General features: G+C 59.6%; 16 protein-coding genes. 10 read left to right on the top strand and 6 right to left on the bottom strand.

Features of this window, described 5'->3' with window-relative positions:
* Positions 1-56: 56 nt before the first annotated feature.
* Positions 57-2,141, bottom strand: a complete 2,085-nt coding sequence (sucB, locus tag QP922_RS04720) for a 2-oxoglutarate dehydrogenase, E2 component, dihydrolipoamide succinyltransferase (protein ID WP_284808124.1) — start codon at positions 2,139-2,141, stop codon at positions 57-59.
* Between the two features lie 128 nt (positions 2,142-2,269).
* Here sucB and QP922_RS04715 point away from each other — a divergent pair, with 128 nt between their 5' ends.
* Entirely contained in the window at positions 2,270-2,668 is a 399-nt protein-coding gene (locus QP922_RS04715; RefSeq protein WP_284808123.1) for an oxidoreductase, read from the top strand.
* A 20-nt stretch (positions 2,669-2,688) separates the two neighbouring features.
* On the opposite strand, the gene QP922_RS04710 is transcribed toward QP922_RS04715, so the two are convergent.
* The gene (locus tag QP922_RS04710) at positions 2,689-3,231 is read right to left on the bottom strand and encodes an isochorismatase family protein (RefSeq protein ID WP_284808122.1); all 543 of its coding nucleotides are present in this window, start codon (positions 3,229-3,231) and stop codon (positions 2,689-2,691) included.
* A gap of 28 nt (positions 3,232-3,259) precedes the next feature.
* Between QP922_RS04710 and QP922_RS04705 the strand changes: the two genes are divergently transcribed.
* Positions 3,260-4,534 (top strand): glutaminase, encoded by a 1,275-nt coding sequence (locus QP922_RS04705; RefSeq protein WP_284808121.1) that lies wholly within the window; start codon positions 3,260-3,262, stop codon positions 4,532-4,534.
* On the opposite strand, the gene QP922_RS04700 is transcribed toward QP922_RS04705, so the two are convergent.
* On the bottom strand, positions 4,531-6,030 hold the full coding sequence (locus QP922_RS04700; protein WP_284808120.1) for a leucyl aminopeptidase: 1,500 nt from the start codon (positions 6,028-6,030) through the stop codon (positions 4,531-4,533). The two genes, QP922_RS04705 and QP922_RS04700, sit on opposite strands and share 4 nt — an antisense overlap.
* Positions 6,031-6,161: 131 nt before the next feature.
* Between QP922_RS04700 and QP922_RS04695 the strand changes: the two genes are divergently transcribed.
* The gene (locus QP922_RS04695; RefSeq protein ID WP_284808119.1) at positions 6,162-7,265 is read left to right on the top strand and encodes a branched-chain amino acid aminotransferase; all 1,104 of its coding nucleotides are present in this window, start codon (positions 6,162-6,164) and stop codon (positions 7,263-7,265) included.
* A gap of 9 nt (positions 7,266-7,274) precedes the next feature.
* Here the strand turns inward: QP922_RS04695 and QP922_RS04690 are convergent, their stop codons facing one another.
* The gene (locus QP922_RS04690; RefSeq protein ID WP_070672689.1) at positions 7,275-8,174 is read right to left on the bottom strand and encodes a nicotinate-nucleotide--dimethylbenzimidazole phosphoribosyltransferase; all 900 of its coding nucleotides are present in this window, start codon (positions 8,172-8,174) and stop codon (positions 7,275-7,277) included.
* A 12-nt stretch (positions 8,175-8,186) separates the two neighbouring features.
* On the bottom strand, positions 8,187-8,879 hold the full coding sequence (locus QP922_RS04685; protein WP_070672686.1) for a DUF3043 domain-containing protein: 693 nt from the start codon (positions 8,877-8,879) through the stop codon (positions 8,187-8,189).
* A gap of 166 nt (positions 8,880-9,045) precedes the next feature.
* Between QP922_RS04685 and QP922_RS04680 the strand changes: the two genes are divergently transcribed.
* The gene (locus QP922_RS04680; RefSeq protein WP_039676139.1) at positions 9,046-9,390 is read left to right on the top strand and encodes a HesB/IscA family protein; all 345 of its coding nucleotides are present in this window, start codon (positions 9,046-9,048) and stop codon (positions 9,388-9,390) included.
* Positions 9,391-9,474: 84 nt separating this feature from the next.
* On the opposite strand, the gene asnB is transcribed toward QP922_RS04680, so the two are convergent.
* A complete protein-coding gene (gene asnB, locus QP922_RS04675; protein ID WP_284808118.1) occupies positions 9,475-11,397 on the bottom strand; it encodes an asparagine synthase (glutamine-hydrolyzing) in 1,923 nt (640 codons plus the stop codon).
* Positions 11,398-11,751: 354 nt separating this feature from the next.
* Here asnB and ctaC point away from each other — a divergent pair, with 354 nt between their 5' ends.
* The 6 genes from ctaC (at position 11,752) to qcrB (ending at position 18,226) form a co-directional block, all read left to right on the top strand.
* Positions 11,752-12,831, top strand: coding sequence for an aa3-type cytochrome oxidase subunit II (gene ctaC, locus QP922_RS04670; RefSeq protein ID WP_284808117.1), 1,080 nt, complete (start codon positions 11,752-11,754; stop codon positions 12,829-12,831).
* A gap of 19 nt (positions 12,832-12,850) precedes the next feature.
* Positions 12,851-13,282, top strand: coding sequence for an aa3-type cytochrome oxidase subunit IV (gene ctaF / locus QP922_RS04665; RefSeq protein ID WP_070672677.1), 432 nt, complete (start codon positions 12,851-12,853; stop codon positions 13,280-13,282).
* A 540-nt stretch (positions 13,283-13,822) separates the two neighbouring features.
* Positions 13,823-14,434 carry an aa3-type cytochrome oxidase subunit III gene (ctaE, locus tag QP922_RS04660; RefSeq protein ID WP_502869586.1) on the top strand — a complete coding sequence of 204 codons (612 nt, stop codon included), beginning with the start codon at positions 13,823-13,825 and terminating at the stop codon, positions 14,432-14,434.
* A 65-nt stretch (positions 14,435-14,499) separates the two neighbouring features.
* Positions 14,500-15,387: a cytochrome bc1 complex diheme cytochrome c subunit gene (gene qcrC, locus QP922_RS04655; RefSeq protein WP_039676130.1), complete on the top strand. Its 888-nt coding sequence runs from the start codon at positions 14,500-14,502 to the stop codon at positions 15,385-15,387.
* The gene (gene qcrA / locus QP922_RS04650) at positions 15,384-16,604 is read left to right on the top strand and encodes a cytochrome bc1 complex Rieske iron-sulfur subunit (RefSeq protein ID WP_070672674.1); all 1,221 of its coding nucleotides are present in this window, start codon (positions 15,384-15,386) and stop codon (positions 16,602-16,604) included. Before qcrC ends, qcrA begins: the two co-directional genes overlap by 4 nt.
* Entirely contained in the window at positions 16,604-18,226 is a 1,623-nt protein-coding gene (qcrB, locus tag QP922_RS04645) for a cytochrome bc1 complex cytochrome b subunit (RefSeq protein WP_070672671.1), read from the top strand. The genes qcrA and qcrB overlap by 1 nt, the downstream gene beginning before the upstream one ends.
* Positions 18,227-18,540: the final 314 nt, after the last annotated feature.

Genomic DNA, 18,540 nt, shown 5'->3' with positions numbered 1-18,540 from the left:
ACGAAGCTCCCCCGTCGCAATGGCGGGGGAGCTGCCTTTAGGGTTTGCCCAAAGGCTTAGAGGTTGAGGTCTGCGTCAAAGTCTGCAGTCTCAAGGCGGTCCTTGATGGTCGTAATGAAGCGACCAGCGTCGGCACCGTCAACCACCTGGTGGTCGTAGGTGAACGGCAGGTAGCACATCTGGCGGATAGCGATGGCGTCCTGGCCGTCCTCGGTCACCACAACTGCACGCTTGGTGATAGCTGCGGTGCCCAGGATGCCGGCCTGCGGCGGAACCAGAATCGGGGTATCCAGCAGGGCGCCTTCGGAACCGATGTTGGTCACCGTGAAGGTGGCACCGGTCAGATCGTTCGGCTTGAGCTTGTTGTTGCGAGCCTTATCAGCCAGCTCTGCAATCTGCTGCGCAATCTCCGGGAGAGTCAGCTCCTGAGCCTTGTGGATGACCGGGGTCAGAAGGCCCTTCGGGGTGTCCACGGCGATGGCCACGTTCACGTCAGCGTGGTAGGTCATCTCCTTGGTCTCCGGGTTGTAGGAGGCGTTGACGTTCGGGTGGGACACCAGTGCCTCAACGGTGGCCTTCACGATGAACGGCAGGAAGGAGAGGTTGGCCTCGTACTTGTCGATGAACGCCTGCTTGGACTGCTTGCGCAGGTCCCAGATGGCGGTCATATCGACTTCTTGGACGTGGGTCAGCTGAGCGGAAATCTGGAGAGCCTCAACCATCTTGGACGCGGTGATCTCACGGATACGGTTGACCTTCTGGGTAGTACCGATGAGCTCCTGCTTCTCCGGATCCACGGACTTGGTGGACCAGCGAGCGCGCGGGTTGGAGGAGCCGGTGCCAGCGGAGGATGCCGGAGCCTCGCCCTCGCCAGCGGCAGCCAGAACATCCTGCTTACGGATGCGGCCGCCAACACCGGTGCCGGACACGGTGGACAGGTCCACGCCGTGCTTCTCAGCCAGCTTGCGTACCAGCGGGGTGACGTACGGGACGTTGTCGCCGTTGTTGACCTTGGTGGAGGTCTCGGATGCCTTCGGCTCGGAGGACTGGGAGGAAGCAGCAGGCTTCTTCTCCTCTACCTTCTCGTCAGCCTTGGGCTCTTCCTTCTTCTCTTCTGCCTTGGGCTCTTCCTTCTCTTCTGCCTTGGGCTCTTCCTTCTTTTCTTCCTTGGCAGCAGGCTTCTCGGAGGATGCGGCGGAGCCGTCGCCAACGCGGGCGATGACGGCGCCGACGTCGACGGTGTCGTCTTCATCGGCGAGGATCTCAAGGAGGGTGCCGGCGACCGGGGATGGGATTTCGGTGTCGACCTTGTCGGTGGAGACCTCGAGCAGCGGCTCGTCGACCTCGACGGTGTCGCCTACGGACTTCAGCCACTGAGTAATGGTGCCCTCGGTAACGGACTCGCCGAGCTCCGGCATCTCTACGTCGGTAGCGTCGCCAGAAGCAGCCGGCTTGTCTTCGGACTTCTCTTCCTTGGCTTCTGCCTTCGGCACTTCCTCCTTCTCTTCAGCCTTGTCTTCCTTAGCAGCAGGCTTCTCGGAGGCTGCGGCGGAGCCGTCGCCGACGCGGGCGATGATGGCGCCGACGTCGACGGTGTCGTCTTCATCGGCGAGGATCTCAAGGAGGGTGCCGGCGACTGGGGACGGGATTTCGGTGTCGACCTTGTCGGTGGAGACCTCGAGCAGCGGCTCGTCGACCTCGACGGTGTCGCCTACGGACTTCAGCCACTGGGTAATGGTGCCCTCGGTAACGGACTCGCCAAGCTCCGGCATCTCCACGTCGGTAGCATCGCCCGACGGAGCAGCCTCAGACTCTGCGTCCTCAGCAGGCTTATCCGGGGTCTCCTCAGCCTTCTCGGAAGAATCCGCGGATTCAGAATCGCCAGCGGCCGGAGCGGACTCGTCTTCGTCACCAATGATGGCGATGACCTCGCCGACATCGATGGTGTCATCCTCATCAGCCTTGATTTCGAGGATGGTGCCGGAGACCGGGGAGGGGACTTCGGTATCGACCTTGTCGGTGGAAACCTCGAGCAACGGCTCGTCAGCCTCAACGGTGTCACCAACGGACTTAAGCCACTGGGTAATCGTGCCTTCGGTTACGGATTCGCCCAGTTCGGGCATCACAACGGAGTGTGCCATAAGTTATAAGACTCCTCGAAAGTTGAAAGTAGTGAAACGCTAGTGTTCGATTCTACAGCGTGCCCGCAGACAGTGCGCACGGGTGGGGTGAATTGGGGCACCCTCGACACGGGGTAGGCTGGGGAGTCATGTTCAACCCCTTCCGACGCAACAGTTCCCGATCTCAACTGCGCCCGCCCCGCGCACCGGGGGAGACCATTCGCGCGGAGGACGCTCAGGAGCTTCAGCGCTGGGCACAGGGTCGTGCCTACATTGAGGCCTTTGTGGAGCCCGAGACTGTGGTCAATGAGATGTCTGTGGTTGTCGTCGATGAGAACGGCGCCTTCATTCGGCGTCGCATTGGTGGACCGAAGGGCATAGATGCAGTAGCAAAGCTATTGCGCTGCGATATCTACGACGTGGAGGAAACCGGCTATCCACAGCGAATGCGGGAGCGTATCGAACGCGAGCGCATCTTACGCAAGAGGGAAGAACAGCGCGAACGCCGCGAGCGTTTCGAGCAGCGCCGCCAGCAAGGCGAGGGTTAAAGGGGCTTCCCCCCTCACGCTTAACCTCTCACGATAGTGGCACCCGCTTGGGCAAGTTCCTCAAGTGCGGCCTCGCCCCGGGCCTCATCAACTGGTGAGCAGTAATCCGCCAGCACACGCACAGTGAAGCCTTCCTTCACGGCGTCGGCAGCCGTGGCGCGCACGCAGTGGTCTGTGGCGATTCCGACGATGTCGACGTCGGTGATGTCGTGCTCGCGCAGCCAGTCCGCGAGCTTCACACCGTCGGCGGTTCCTTCGAAACCGGAGTAGGCCGCGGTGTATTCACCCTTGCGAAAGTAGGCCTGTACAGCGCCGATGGATTCATGCATCGCAGCGCCGAAGGAATCTGCCACGCAGTGCACAGGCCAGGAATCGACAAAGTCCGGGTTCTCAGAAAAGTGTGAGCCTGGGTCAATGTGCCAATCCTGGGTAGCTACCACGGTGTCGTAACTGGGCTGGAGAGCACCAATACGATCGGCCACCACGTTGCCGCGCTCGGTGGCGAGAGCACCGCCCGGGCAGAAGTCGTGTTGGACGTCAACGATGATGAGTGCGGGCTTCATGCATCACAATTCTATACGCTGGGTACGGATGAAAACACCCATTCCTTTTTATCTAGAGAAGATCCTGAATTCCGTACGCGACGAAGACAGCGGTGAGGTAGCGGACTACATCCCGCAGCTTGCCGACGCCAACCCGGACCAGCTCGGCGTCGCCCTGTGCTCCGTCACCGGCCACCTGTACAGCGCCGGTGATGCCGAGAACCGCTTTACTATCCAGTCCATCTCCAAGCCCTTCATTTATGCCCTGGCCCTGCAGGAGCTAGGCCTGAGTGAGGTGCGTGAAGTGGTGGGACTGGAACCTTCGGGCCAAGCTTTTAACGAGCTCTCCTTGGCCAAGGACCACCGCCCCGTCAATCCGATGATTAATGCCGGCGCCATCGTGGTCAACCAGCTGATTAATGGAGTGGACTCCACTGTGGAAGACCGTGTGGAGCGCATCCGCAGCTATGTCTCGAAGCTGGCGGGGCGCGAGGTGAACGTCGATAAGCGCCTGTGTGATTCCGAACTCGAGCATGCCGAGCGCAACCTCTCCATTGCCCATATGCTGCGTTCCTACGGCATCATCCAGGATGATGCGCACGACGCTGTTCTGTCCTACACCTCGCAGTGCGCGCTGTCTGTCGACGTCCGCGACTTGGCCGTCATGTCCGCCACGCTAGCCAACGGCGGGCGCCAGCCGGTGACGGGGGAGAAAATTCTTGATGCCGACGTCTGCCGCCTCACGCTGGCAGTGATGAGCTCGTGCGGCATGTATGACGGCGCTGGTCGCTGGATGGCGGAGGTTGGTATCCCCGCTAAATCTGGTGTGGCCGGCGGGCTTATCGGTACCCTGCCTGGGCAGCTCGGCGTGGCCACGCTGTCGCCACGTTTGGACGAGCAGGGCAATAGCGTGCGCGGTACCGCTATTTTCCAGGAGCTGTCCTCGGACATGGGGCTGCACCTCATGTCTACTGATAATCGCTTCGGAGTACACCCAGTGCGCAGCGTGGACGAGGACGACGAGACCGCGATTATCCGCCTGCAGGGTCACATCAACTTCACCGCCACCGAAGCTATTCTCTACGAGCTGGAGGAGCGCCAGTTCTCCGGCAAACGCCTCGCGCTCGATTTCTCTCAGGTCTCTGGCCTCCACACGGTGGGCCGCCGCATGCTCAAAGAGGGCCTGCGTCGCCTTCGGGAGGGCGGCAACGAGGTGGCGCTGGTCGATGACAACGGGCTCGTCACCGACCGCGCCATGTCCGACGGAACGGTCCTTCCGCTGGCGGACAAGGAGGACTACGTCATCGCCGGCGAATCACTCTAGGCTTCTGCAATCTCGCGCAGCGCCGCCACCACGGTACGCACCGGCACACCGGTGGCGCGCTTCGGGGTGTAGCCGCGCGGAGCGGAACCGTTCCAGGATGGGCCGGCGATATCGATGTGAGCCCACTCGATGCCCTCGCCCACGAACTGCTTGAGGTAGGTACCGGCGAACTCCATGCCGCCTTCGCGCTTGGCGTTGATGTTGCGGATATCCGCGGCCTGGGACTTGATTTCCTCGTCGTGCTCCTCCAACAGCGGCATGGCCCAGGCGTTCTCGCCGACCTCTCGGCCGATTTCAGCGAGGCGATCGCGGAAGACCTCGGAGCCCATGATGCCCGAGGTGCGCGCGCCCAGCGCGACGATCTGCGCACCGGTAAGGGTAGCGGTTTCGATGAGGTAATCCGGCTTGTCCTCGCTGGCGCGGGCAATCGCATCCGAAAGCACGAGGCGGCCCTCGGCGTCGGTATTGAGGACCTCAGAGGTCAGGCCGCCGTAGTGGGTAATCACGTCGCCTGGGCGGGTAGCATTCGCGCTCGGCATATTCTCTGCCAGCGGCAGGGTAGCGGTGATCTGGACTGGCAGCTTGAGCTTGGCCGCGGCGATGATGGTGGCCGCCATGGCTGCGGAGCCGCCCATGTCAGAAATCATGTCCCACATGCCGTTGCCCGGCTTGAGGGAAATACCGCCGGTGTCAAAGGTAATGCCCTTGCCCACGAGAGCCACGTGCTTCGTGGCCTTCTTGGGCTTCCAGCTCAGGCGTACCAGGCGCGGCGGGCGGGCAGAGCCCTTACCCACGGCGAGGATGCCGCCGAAGCCCTGCTTTTCCAGCTGCTTCTCATCGAGCACCTCGACATCGAGGCCGGCCTCCTTGGCCTGGGCAGACAGGAACGCGGCATAGGACTCGGGGTAGAGTTCGTTGGCCGGGGTATTGACCAGGTCGCGGGCCAACAGAACGGACTCGGCCACGGTGCGGGCAGCCTCGAACTCCTCGGAGGCGGACTTATCAGCCACGACGACGAAGGTGGCCGGCTGCTCCTCGTCCTTGAGCTCGGTGGAGCGGATGCCGCGGTACGAGTAGCCACCGAGGATGAGGCCCTCAACTGCAGCGGAAACGCCGAAGTCCGCTACAGTCGTCACAATCGTGCCTACGCCTGTGGTTGCGCGGGCAGCGCTGCCGGCGGCGCGGCGCAGAGCTTCATCGTCGAGCGCTTCAACATCGCCCAGGCCCAGCGCGATGACCTGTGCAGCACCGGCCTTCTGCGGGGCGGGGACCTTCACGATCTCCCCGGCCTTGCCGGTCGCGCCCACAGCCGCGAGAGCCTCATACGTCGAGCGCAGTGCGGACGAACCGAGAAGGGACGTGCCCGGAACCTCGAGGCCGTCTTCGCCAACAAAAGTGGCGATCAGCAGGGCGTCTGCCTGCTTGGGTGCCTTCTTGGCCAGCTCTACGGTGGGGAAAGAGCCGCGTGCGGGCAGTTCGAACGTGGAAGAAGCCACGATGTCCTCCTTGAGAAAGTGACAATGGGATACTCCTCACACCCTACCCGCGGTAGTGGCTGGTGCCGCTCAGGGGCGAAACTCTTGTATTTCTGCAGTCCTATAGGCAGCTAGGGGGTACGCTGTGAGGCATGTTGAATTACACCGTGACGCGAACTGAAAACCCCACCTCCCCGGAGCGCCTACAGGAGATTCAGGCGAACCCGGGCTTTGGCAAGTACTTCACCGACCACATGGTGACCATTGATTGGACCGAAGAGAAGGGCTGGCATGATGCACAGGTGCGCCCTTACGAACCGTTCAGCATGGAACCGGCGTCCACCGTATTTCACTATGGCCAGGCCATCTTCGAGGGCATCAAGGCCTACCGTCAGCCCGATGGCAGCATCGCCACCTTCCGCCCGGAGCAGAATGCGCAGCGTCTGCAGGCTTCCGCTGAGCGCATGGCCATGCCGCAGCTCCCAGAAGAGGAGTTCGTAGAGTCTCTGCGCCAGCTTGTCGACGTCGACCAAGCCTGGGTCCCCGAAGCAGGCGGCGAGGCAGCCCTGTACTTCCGCCCCTTCATGATCGCTACCGATGTATCCCTGGGCGTGCATCCGGCGAACTCCTACCGCTACGTTGTGATCGCTTCGCCTGCAGGCGCGTACTTCTCCGGCGGCATCAAGCCGGTATCCGTGTGGCTATCCACCGACTATGTTCGCGCCGCCCCTGGTGGCACCGGTGCTGCAAAATTCGCTGGCAACTACGCCGCGTCCCTCCTGGCTCAGGCGCAGGCAGCAGAAAAGGGCTGTGACCAGGTGGTCTGGCTGGATGCCATCGACCGCACCTATATCGAGGAAATGGGCGGCATGAACCTTGCCTTCATTTATGGCGAAGAGGACAACCAAACCCTGGTCACTCCGGCCCTGTCGGGCTCTCTCTTGCCGGGTATTACCCGCAAATCCCTGCTGCAGGTGGCTGAAGATATGGGGCTCAAGGTCGAAGAGCGCCGCATTACCTACAAGGAATGGGCCGACGATGTCGCCTCCGGCGCGATGAAAGAAACCTTTGCTTGCGGCACCGCCGCCGTCATCACCCCAGTGGGACATGTTATGGGCAATGATGTGGACTTCCACATCAACAATGACGAGGCCGGTGCGACCACCATGGCCTTGCGTGAGCGTCTCACCGGAATTCAGCGCGGCGCCGTGGAGGATATCCATGGCTGGCTGCACACGCTGGTGGAAGCGAAGTAATCTCGCCTTCTAGCTAAGCTCAGCGGCCAGCTGCACGAGCGGTAGGGCCGCGAGCGCGCCTAGGGGGTAGCCGGCGCTCAGGTTGAGGTCGAGGAGCGGGCTAAGCTCCAGCTCCTTGAACGCGAGGGCCTGCGCCGGTTCGGGGGACGTACTTCCCGCACGCAGCCAACCCTTGACACCGGGGGCGCTGCGTTCCGCGAGGACGGCTGCGGTGGCGGCCAGGGGGCCGGCGATAAGCACCGGCGTTCGCCGCAACGCTGCCTGTGCGATGAAACCCACCAGTGCTGCGAGGCTCGGGGAGCCAATGGTCTGCACGACCTTCCAGCCCTCAAGATTGCGGGCGCGGAACATAGCATCGCGCACAATCGTGACGCGGGTCTTCCACATCTGATCAGTTACGCCACCACTGGTGCGTGTGCCCAGAATGGCTACCGGTTCTGTGCGGGTAATGCGGCCCATGACCGCAGCGGCGACGGTCTCTCCGCCAATGCCAAAATCGGAGGTAAGGAGAAAATCTGCACCGGAATCCACTTCACGATCCGCTGTCTTCTTACCGAGCTCAACGTGGCGCTCGAGCTCTTCGGTGGACATGGCAGGCGCGACGTCAATAGCTGCTGCTTCGGCGCATTCAATGAACTCCACGCCGGCCTCCGCGCGGTGAGCTGCGGTGCTGATATCGTCACGCCAGCGCGCTTCGTCGGCACTGCTGTATGGCCCGATTCCGATGCCGTCGATGGTGCGATCCGCAATGCCGTGTGCGCCGGCGAACACTAGTGCGCGAGCGCGGGTGAGAGGCTGAGCCTTCTCGGAATCCTGCGCAGCAGCAAGCCATGCGGCGATCTCCGCAAGACGCCCTGCTTCATGAGGGGACGTGCTGCGCAGCTGTGGAATGGCGGTGAAATCTGGCATGAGTACTCCGAATTAAACGGCGGCTCCGCGCTCTACCTGTGGACGCGGGGTACGCCACTTGCGTGGCTGGGAAGCGCGGGAATAAGCGTAGAAGCCCAAGCCGAAGCCAGCTTCGGTGGTGCCCGGGAACTTCAGGCGCACAGCGTTGTTGCACTTGCGCGACAGCCAGATACCTTCGACAGCGAAGACCGCGATGACCACCATGGAAGCGATGGAGATAATGTTGGCCAAGTTCGGATTCCTGCTGCTGACGAACAAAAGCACAAAGAGCACGATGGCGAAGGGCATAACCCACTCGTTGAGGAAGCGGCGCGCATCTACCCAGTCACGCACGTAGCGGCGGACCTCACCTTTGTCACGGGCGAGGAGGTAGCGCTCATCGCCGGCAGCCATGCGTTCTTGTGCTTCCTTATTACGCGCGCGAGATTCTTGGCGCTCCTTGCGCTTATAGTCCTTCCACTCCTCCTTGGACATGGAGGCCTTGAGCTCCTTGCGGTGCTGATGGCGCTGGGCATCAGACATACCCTTGGGATCGCGCTTGACGCCGCGAGCGATTTCCTGCGCATCGCGTTTAGGGGTAGGGCGGCCCTTCGGCGGCGTGTAGCCCTTGCGGTGCGGTTTCTCGGCGGCGGCCTTCTCCTCGGGAGCCGGGGTCTGCTCGGCGGGGGAAGGGGTCTTTTCGTCTTTTTGCCACGGAAGTTTCACGATGTTTAGCGTACAAGGTTGTCACAACATTCTGGGAATAGGCCCGCCCTCATCGTCGTTGGGTTAAGTGACACGACACCAGTGCAAGCGAGACATCCTTTCTTCCTTCCGCGTGAGGGGGTAGGGTGGGCTCCAGAAAATTCCGTACATATTAAGAGGAGAAACCATGACCGCTCCCGCGTCTGCAACCGGAGTCATCCTGACCGACGCCGCTGCCGCCAAGGCAAAGTCCCTGCTTGAGCAGGAAGGCCGCGATGACCTGTCCCTGCGCATCGCCGTCCAGCCAGGCGGTTGCGCTGGCCTGCGCTACCAGCTGTATTTCGACGACCGTACCCTTGATGGTGACAAGGTAGACACCATCGGTGGCGTCAATCTCGTCGTAGACAAGATGTCCATCCCGTACCTCACCGGTGCCAAGATCGACTTCTCTGACACCATCGAGGCTCAGGGCTTCACCATTGACAACCCGAACGCGGGTGGTTCCTGTGCTTGTGGTGATTCCTTCAACTGATTTCCGGTTGAAGTCAGCGCTATAGAAAGCGGCGCTGTAGGCAGCAATAAAGCCCTCGCCGTGGTGGCGAGGGCTATATGCGTTTTAGAGCTTCACTGGGTAATCGCGCTGCTCAATCTGGGGATCGATGCGATCCTCCACAAAGATGCCGTGCCAAATCATAAACGACAATACGGTCCACAGGCGGCGGGAGTGATCGGAAATACCGTCGCGGTGCTCCTTGAGCATCTCGAGAACTTCCTTCTTGTTGAAGATGTCCTCGGTCTGGGACTCCGTAATCTGATCCTGTGCCCAGCCGAAGAGCTCGTCACCAGCTAGCCAGTGGCGCATTGGTACTGGGAAACCGAGCTTCTTGCGGTGTAGTACGTGCGGGGGAACAATCTGCTCCATCGCCTTGCGTAGTGCGTACTTGGTGGTGCCATGGGAAATCTTCAGCTCGTGTGGGATCGTCTCCGCAACCTTGAAAACTTCCTTGTCCAAGAAGGGAACGCGCAGTTCAAGGGAGTTGGCCATGTTCATCTTGTCGGCCTTGACCAAGATGTCGCCGCGCATCCAGGTGAAAAGGTCTAGGTGCTGCATACGAGCTACCGGGTCGAAGTCCCGCGACTGGGCATAAATCGGGGCGGTGACCTCTCGGTGATCCCACTCGCGCTTCGCCCAGGGAAGAACGCGCTGCAGCTGCTCAAAGTTAAAGGAACGCGCATTGCCGTAGTAGCGCTCTTCCATAGTCATAGAACCACGGTTAAGTAGGGACTTGCCCTTCATACCGTCGGGAAGCACCTGCGAGAGCTTGCCCAGCCCCTGGCGAAGTGGAGAAGGGATCTTTTCAAACGGTGCAAGAGATAGCGGCTCCTTATAGATGGTGTAGCCGCCAAAGAGCTCATCAGCGCCTTCACCAGAGAGCACCACCTTGACGTGCTTGCGGGCTTCCTGGGCTACGAAGTAAAGCGGTACCAGGGACGGATCCGCCACCGGATTGTCTAGGTACCACATGATTTTCGGCACGGCGTCGGCGTACTCCTCCGGGGAGACGATTTTGACGATGTGCTCCACGCCGATGGCTGCGGCGGACTCAGCAGCAACGTCCACCTCGGAGTAACCCTCACGCTCGAAACCTGTAGTGAACGTGAGCAGGTCTGGGTTGTGGCGCTTAGCCAGTGCCGCGATGGCGGTGGAGTCAATACCGCCGGAGAGGAACGAGCCTACGGTCACATCGGCACGCATGTGCTTCTCGACGCTATCCTCCAGCGCCCTCGCAATCTTGTCGAAGAGCTGCTGTTCCTCGCCCTGCTTGACGGGTTGGATGGGGAAGCGGGGTGAGAAGTAACGTTCGGCCACTACTTCTTCGCCTGGGCGCAGCGTGACGGTGCAGCCGGACTCGACGCGTCGAATGTTGGCATGCAGAGACTCCGGTTCCGGAACGTATTGCAGGTCGACGTAGTGCTCAATGGCGCGCTTATCAAGGCCCAGGTCTAGACCCAGCGAGTCTGCCATGCTGAGGATGCACTTCATCTCAGAGGCAAAGACCGTGCCTTTGCTCGTCGTTGCATAGTAGAGCGGCTTAATGCCGAATTGGTCGCGAGCAGCAAACATAGTGCGGGTTTCGGTATCCCAAATAACGAAGCCGAACATGCCGCGTAGGTGCTCGACGACGTCCTTGCCCCAGTGGTGATAACCCACAACGATGGGCTCGCCATCGCCTTGAGTATTAAAGGAATACCCTGCAGCGGTGAGCTCTTCACGAAGTTCGACGTAGTTGTAGATCTCGCCGTTAAAGGTCAGAGCGTAGCGCTCGGGGTTATCTTCTGGACCCCAGCGCAAAGGTTGGTCGGAGTGCTCCAAGTCGATGATGGACAGGCGGTTGAAGCCGAATGCAGCGTCCTCGTCGTGCCACGTGCCGGCTGCGTCGGGGCCGCGGTGACGCATGCACTGCAGGGACTGTTCGAGGGCTTCGAGGTGCTCGGCGGCGTTGCGATCGGCGCTAAGCAGCGTGCAGAGTCCGCACATAAACGTGTTTCTCCTTATATATGAAGGTTCATCTGCGACACACTTTACGGCCGTGTCTCAAGGATCTGCGAACCCCGCGCCGCGCTCCCCGTTAGGGTGCGAACTTTCGGATGATGGAGGGGGATTGGCCTTGTGAATTGAGTCATAGGGGGCAGGGGGTGGGTGGGGGAGCGGGAGTGATCTTGTGCAGGTGGGCCTGTAACATCCTGTTCGTTCATTATTTATGGAGCGAAATCATCCCCTCATCAGGCCAGCGAAAAGGTCTGAAACTCGAGCGTGATGCTCTATCCTAATTGGGTAGGAATGCTCCATGAGTATTCGAGAAGTTTGTGTGCACAGAAAGGCAGAACACACGTGGGACAGCGTAAAGAACGCAATCTCGCCCGCAAGGCTGGTCTAGCAGGCGTCATCGCCATGGGCGGCCTCGCTCTGGCGGGTTGTGATGTCGCAGCGCCGACCGCCGTGGAGAACCTCCTCGGTTTCGGCTGGCCAAAGGGTATTACCCCAGAGGCTGAATCGATGTACAACTTCTGGATTTGGGTCTGGGTTGCAGCTTGGATCGTTGGCTTCATCATGTGGGGTCTCTTCCTCACCGCCATTTTCCGCTGGAACGCAAAGAAGGCAGAAAAGGCTGGCAAGGGTGAGTTCCCGAAGCAGCTGCAGTACAACGTGCCGCTCGAGCTGGCGCTGACCATCATGCCGATTCTCATCATCATGGGTCTGTTCTTCTTCACCGTTCAGGCGCAGCAGAAGGTCACCGCACTGGATAAGAACCCGGAGGTTACCGTTGACGTGACTGCGTACCAGTGGAACTGGAAGTTCGGTTACGCCGAGAACAAGGTAGACGGTGAGAACTACGACGGCGCTGACATTGAGCGTCAAAAGCTCGCTGAGGAGTCCGCTACCGACCCAGAGGGTACCCCGAACCCGAACCCGATTCACGGCAAGTCCACCGGTGACATTTCCTACCTCAACTTCAACAAGATTGAGACCGTAGGTTCCACCGAAGAAATCCCGGTTCTGGTTCTTCCGGTAGATACCCCGATTGAGTTCCGTCTTGCATCCGGTGACGTATCCCACTCCTTCTGGATTCCGGAGTTTTTGTTCAAGCGCGATGTCTACGCGCATCCGGAGGTTAACGCACAGGAGCGTCGCTTCCAGGTAGAGAAGATTGAGGAGAAGGGTGCCTTCGTTGGCCGCTGTGCCGAGATGTGCGGTACCTACCACGCCATGATGAACTTCGAGCTGCGCGTCGTTGACCGCGCTGACTTCAATAAGTACCTTAAGTTCCGCGAAGAGAACCCAGAAGCTACCAACGCTGAGGCCCTTGAGTACATCGGTGAAGAGCCTTACGCTGTGACCACGTCTCCGTTCAACTCCCTGCGCGATACCCGCGATGCCGACAACTTTGTCGACACCGCTGAAGCGGCATAAGAAAAGGAACTGATACACAATGCGTGCAACATCTAAGGTCTTTTACGCCATTGCGACCTACCTCTTCGTGTCGCTCATCGTTTACGTCATCGGCGTGAACTACGTCAAGGATGACGGTTACCTCTACGGCCCTGAGTGGGTTGGCATCGTGGGCATGATTCTCGCTATGCTCCTGTGCCTCATGCTCGGCGGCTACCTGCACTTCACCGACAACCGAGTCGACCTAGCTCCGGAGGACTGGGAAGAGGCGGAGACCGAGGACAAGGCCGGTATTCTCGGCTTCTTCTCTCCGAACTCCATTTGGCCGCTAGCCATGACTGGTTCTATTGCGGTTCTCGGCCTCGGTATTATCTTCCTCTACTTCTGGATGATTGCCTTGGGTGCAGTCCTGCTCGTTGCTTCTGTAACCGGTCTGTCCTTGCAGTATGGTCTGCCGAAGGAAAAGCACTAAGAGGTTCCTTCTGCCGCTCCAATAAGCGCCACGACTTCTCGAGCCCTCGCCTCCTTTATGGAGCTCGAGGGCTTTGTCGATCGTCGAGTCGGATAGCCCTCAAGAAAGTTCCCATCGTCGCGCAAAAATTTCTCCAATGGGGGAGCGGTGGGGTGTCTCCCCCGTATGGCAGCGCCGTCTTTGAACCACTTTCAGCACGTAAAAGCCTATTTTCTTCGGGGGTCAACCGAAAGTTGCAAACCTGCACTGATCCACTGTTTGGGCTTGTGATTTATCTCATTGAAAGAATCGCGCCAAGTGCTTGCGGAACGAGCCGGCACGTTACCCATTCCTTTCGACGGCTATGGTGCTCTATGGGTAAGGGGTCGTGCTACCTGCATTAATGGGGCGTCGGAAAGCGTGGCGAAAAGTTCCCGTGACTTTCTGTCTTGAAGAATCGTGGAGCAGATATGGAATGGCTGTGAAGGTCTAGCTTGCAGCCTCCAAAAATCGGGGGGAATTGAGATGACTTATACGTCTTAACCGGCCATACTGTTATGCGTGACGAGCGTAGTTTCTAACCAAGGTATGGCAGCACCACGTGTTGCCGCGCTGAACCGACCCAACATGGTCAGCGTCGGCACCATCGTGTTCCTGTCTCAGGAATTGATGTTCTTTGCTGGACTGTTCGCGATGTGGTTTACCTCGCGTGCGAACGGCCAGGAGGGTGACTGGGCTGAGCACACCGCGCACATCAACGTGCCGATGGGCTTTGTCATCACGACTGTTCTGGTTCTCTCCTCCGTGACCTCCCAGTTCGGCGTCTTCGCAGCAGAAAGGGGTGACGTATACAAGCTCCGACTCTGGTACTCGGTGACCCTCGCGTTGGGTGTTGTCTTCTTGGGCATCATGGCCTTCGAGTGGACAGAGTTGATCATGGCAGGTGTGACTGTTCAGTCCTCCGTGTTTGGTTCGGTCTTCTACATTCTGACCGGTTTCCACGCGGCCCACGTGACTGCAGGTCTGATTTCCTTCGGAATCATCTTGGCGCGTATTGCCCGCTCCAAGTTCACGCCGGCACAGGCAACCGCAGCGATGGCAGTGTCTTACTACTGGCACTTCGTTGACGTTGTGTGGATTGGCGTTTTCGTAGTCATCTACCTAGTTAAGTAGGCCGTCAGCGCCGGAGCTTCCGGCCTACAGCCATTCACTTCCATGTACGAGTTATCTAAAGGAAAATGATGGATAACATCCAGCAGCCCGCCGCAGTGGAGGAGACCACTGCCGCGGCTAAGAAGACCCGCCGTCGCCGTAAGGCGAAGCGCACGCTTGCTGGCGTCTTCGCACTGAGCATCGGTCTCACCGGCGCAGGTGTCTTGGCTTCCGCCCTGACTCCGGACGCTCAGGTGGCTACCGCTGCCAAGGATGACCAGGCTCTCGTTCAAGAGGGTAAGGACATCTACGAAGTCGCTTGTATTACCTGCCACGGTGCGAACCTTCAGGGCATTGAGGACCGCGGTCCTTCCCTCGCCGGCGTTGGCGCCGGTTCTGTGTACTTCCAGGTTCACTCCGGCCGTATGCCGATGATGTCCAACGATGCACAGGCTGAGCGCAAGACCCCGCGTTACACCGAGCAGCAGACTTTGGCCCTTGCGGCATATGTTGCTGCCAACGGTGGTGGCCCGGACATTGTCTACAACGACGACGGCTCCATTGCCCAGGAATCCCTTCGTGGTACCAACTACAACGGACAGATTCAGGCAGAGGACGTTGCCAAGGGCTCCGAGCTCTTCCGCATGAACTGTGCGTCCTGCCACAACTTCACTGGTCAGGGTGGCGCACTGTCCTCGGGTAAGTTCGCTCCGCCGCTTGCTCCGGCCAATGAGCAGGAGATCTACCAGGCAATGCTGACCGGTCCGCAGAACATGCCGAAGTTCTCTGACCGTCAGCTGACCGCAGATGAGAAGAAGGACATCATCGCCTACCTTAAGTCTGCGAAGGAAACCCCGTCACCGGCAGGTTGGGACCTTGGCGGTCTCGGCCCAGTGGCTGAGGGCCTGGCAATGTGGATTATCGGCATCAGCCTTCTGTGCGTTGCCGCAATGTGGATTGGATCTCGCTCATGAGCAACGTAAAGAAGAATTACTCTCGCAAAGAGCTCGATGCTATGAGCAACGACGAGCTCGCCGCTCTCGGTACCGAGCTTGACGACGTCACCGTTGCGTTCCGCAAGGAGCGCTTCCCAGTCGAGGGTGACCCGGCGGAGAAGCGTGCCGCTGCCAACATCACCTTCTGGCTCGTTATTTCCGTGCTGATGGGTATCGCCTTCCTTGGCGTTTACCTGTTCTGGCCTTGGAAGTACAAGATGCTAGGTGAGGATGGCCTGTGGTGGCACACCCTGTACACCCCGCTTCTCGGTCTGACTTCCGGTCTGTGCATCTTGGGCCTTGGCTTCGCCATCGTTCAGTATGTGAAGAAGATTCTGCCGGAAGAGATTTCCGTGCAGCGTCGCCACGATGGTCCTTCCGACGAGGTTGACCGCCGTACCCTCACCGCTCTGCTAAATGACTCCTGGAACACCTCGACTCTGGGTCGTCGTAAGACCATCATGGGTCTGCTTGGTGGCGCCGGCGTTCTCTTCGGCTTGACTGTCATTGCCCCGCTCGGCGGCGCAATCAACAACCCGTGGAAGAAGCGCCACGAACTGGACTACACCGGCGACGGCACCCTGTGGACCTCCGGCTGGACCATGCACGAGAAGGGCGTCAAGCTCTACCTTGCTCGTGACACCGGTACCATCGCCGAGAAGCACGCTGGCGAGTCTGGTGAGCACTACACCACCCGCGGCCTTGCCCGCTTGGTGCGTGTTCGTCCGGAGGACCTTGCTGCCGGCGGCATGGAGACTGTCTTCCCGCTCGCAGCGGAGGACGTCAACGATGGCGCTGAGTGGTCCGAGGATAAGGACGTGTACGAGAATCACATGCACTCCATTCACGGAAACCGCAACGCTGTGATGCTCATTCGTCTGCGCAATGATGATGCCAAGAAGGCCATCGAGCGTAAGGGCCAGGAGGACTTCCACTACGGCGACTACTACGCCTACTCCAAGATCTGTACCCACATTGGTTGCCCGACCTCGCTGTATGAGGCACAAACCAACCGCATTCTTTGCCCGTGCCACCAGTCGCAGTTCGACGCTCTGCACTACGGTAAGCCGGTCTTCGGTCCGGCCGCCCGTGCACTGCCGCAGCTGCCGATCGAGGTGGACGACGAAGGCTACATGGTTGCCAAGGGCAACTTCGTTGAGCCCGTCGGACCTGCATTCTGGGAGCGTAAGTCATAATGAGTAATAAACTTGCCAAGATGGGCAACAACATGGACGAGCGCTATTCTGCCGCTGGCGTCCTGCGTACCCAGCTCAACAAAGTCTTTCCGACTCACTGGTCCTTCATGCTCGGTGAGATGGCGCTGTACAGCTTCATCATCCTGCTGCTGACCGGTATCTACCTAGCACTGTTCTTCGACCCTTCCATTACGAAGGTCATCTATGACGGTGCATACACCCCATTGAACGGCGTCGAGATGTCTCGCGCCTACGCCACCGCACTAGATATCTCCTTCGAGGTGCGCGGCGGCCTCTTCATCCGCCAGATGCACCACTGGGCAGCACTCATGTTCATGATGTCCATGATTGCTCACATGCTGCGCATCTTCTTCACCGGTGCGTTCCGTCGCCCGCGTGAGGCTAACTGGATCATCGGTTGCGCGCTCATCCTGCTGGGCATGATCGAGGGCTTCCTCGGCTACTCCCTCCCGGATGACCTGCTTTCCGGTGTCGGTCTGCGAATCATGTCTGCCATCATCCTGGGTCTGCCGATTATCGGTACCTGGCTGCACTGGGCCATCTTCGGTGGTGACTTCCCGTCCGACCTGATGCTGGACCGCTTCTACATCCTGCACGTGCTGGTTATCCCGGGCATCATCCTGGGCCTCATCGCAGCCCACCTGATCATGGTCTGGTTCCAGAAGCACACGCAGTTCCCTGGACCGGGTCGCGCTGAGAACAACGTTGTCGGTGTCCGCATCATGCCGGTCTTTGCCACCAAGGCAATTGGTATGGGCATGATGGTTGCTGGCGTACTGGCACTCATCTCCGGTCTCATGACCATCAACGCCATCTGGTCGCTCGGACCGTACAACCCGTCCCAGGTGTCCGCTGGTTCCCAGCCGGATATCTACATGCTGTGGACTGACGGTGTTGCCCGTGTCATGCCGGCATGGGAGCTCTACATCGGCAACTACACCATCCCGTCCGCATTTTGGGTCGCTCTGCTGTGTGGTCTCATGGTTATCTTGCTCTTCGCCTACCCCTTCATTGAGAAGAAGCTGACTGGCGACGACGCCCACCACAACCTCCTGCAGCGCCCGCGCGACGTTCCGGTTCGTTCCGCAATTGGCGCGATGGCCATCACCTTCTTCCTGCTGGTCACCCTCTCCGGTGGTAACGACCACGTGGCTAACTTCTTCCAGATCTCGCTGAATGCAATGACCTGGGTTGGCCGCATCGGTCTTATCGTCCTGCCTCCGATTGCGTACTTCATGACCTACCGTATTTGCGTTGGTCTGCAGCGTTCCGACCGTGAGGTCTTGGAGCACGGTATCGAAACTGGTGTTATCAAGCAGCTTCCGAACGGTGCCTTTATCGAGGTTCACCAGCCGCTCGGCCCAGTTGATGACCATGGCCACCCGATTCCGCTCGAGTATGCCGGTGCTCAGGTTCCGAAGCAGCTCAACCAGCTGGGTCTGGCTGACTCCGAGACCCAGGGCATCTTCTCCCCGGATGACGCTGGCATCATGTCCCGTGCACAGGAGATCCGCGAAGAAAACCACGCTGAGGAGGCGGAGATGTTCCGTCAGCTCAACGAGGCTAACCGTCGCGACGATGAAGAGAACGGCCGCATCTAGCGCCACCTTCTGAAACACGCTCACTGAGCCCGCTTCCTTCCTACCTAGGAGGGGAGCGGGCTTTTGCGATCCTTGGGGACGCAATGCTTGGCGACGTCCCCCTGACTTGCCTGAGTGTGGTGTTTGTCACAGTGTGGTGTGGGGTGTTTGATAATCCGCCGTCTATATGTGGTGTTGGCAAGAGTATGTTCGAATGGGTGTGTTGTTTTGGTCTAGTTGTGGTGGTGTGTTGTGGGGTCTGGTGTGGTGTTGGGTTGGTTGGGTAGTGTGGTGGCTAGAAAGGGTGTTCGTATTGTCTAGTATTTAAGGGGGGG

This window comes from Corynebacterium sp. MSK218 (assembly GCF_030232655.1).
GTDB lineage: Bacteria > Actinomycetota > Actinomycetes > Mycobacteriales > Mycobacteriaceae > Corynebacterium.
Note: the sequence above shows the minus strand (reverse complement) of the source record. Positions and strands in the feature narration are given on the sequence as shown.

What these genes read in the sequence shown, in the direction of transcription:
- QP922_RS04695 (WP_284808119.1), top strand. Translation starts at nt 6,162, where the DNA reads ATGTTGAATTACACCGTGACGCGAACTGAAAACCCCACCTCCCCGGAG.
- qcrA (WP_070672674.1), top strand. Translation starts at nt 15,384, where the DNA reads ATGAGCAACGTAAAGAAGAATTACTCTCGCAAAGAGCTCGATGCTATG.
- ctaF (WP_070672677.1), top strand. Translation starts at nt 12,851, where the DNA reads ATGCGTGCAACATCTAAGGTCTTTTACGCCATTGCGACCTACCTCTTC.
- QP922_RS04680 (WP_039676139.1), top strand. Translation starts at nt 9,046, where the DNA reads ATGACCGCTCCCGCGTCTGCAACCGGAGTCATCCTGACCGACGCCGCT.
- QP922_RS04715 (WP_284808123.1), top strand. Translation starts at nt 2,270, where the DNA reads ATGTTCAACCCCTTCCGACGCAACAGTTCCCGATCTCAACTGCGCCCG.
- asnB (WP_284808118.1), bottom strand. Translation starts at nt 11,397, where the DNA reads ATGTGCGGACTCTGCACGCTGCTTAGCGCCGATCGCAACGCCGCCGAG.
- qcrC (WP_039676130.1), top strand. Translation starts at nt 14,500, where the DNA reads ATGATGGATAACATCCAGCAGCCCGCCGCAGTGGAGGAGACCACTGCC.
- QP922_RS04710 (WP_284808122.1), bottom strand. Translation starts at nt 3,231, where the DNA reads ATGAAGCCCGCACTCATCATCGTTGACGTCCAACACGACTTCTGCCCG.
- sucB (WP_284808124.1), bottom strand. Translation starts at nt 2,141, where the DNA reads ATGGCACACTCCGTTGTGATGCCCGAACTGGGCGAATCCGTAACCGAA.
- QP922_RS04690 (WP_070672689.1), bottom strand. Translation starts at nt 8,174, where the DNA reads ATGCCAGATTTCACCGCCATTCCACAGCTGCGCAGCACGTCCCCTCAT.
- QP922_RS04705 (WP_284808121.1), top strand. Translation starts at nt 3,260, where the DNA reads ATGAAAACACCCATTCCTTTTTATCTAGAGAAGATCCTGAATTCCGTA.
- qcrB (WP_070672671.1), top strand. Translation starts at nt 16,604, where the DNA reads ATGAGTAATAAACTTGCCAAGATGGGCAACAACATGGACGAGCGCTAT.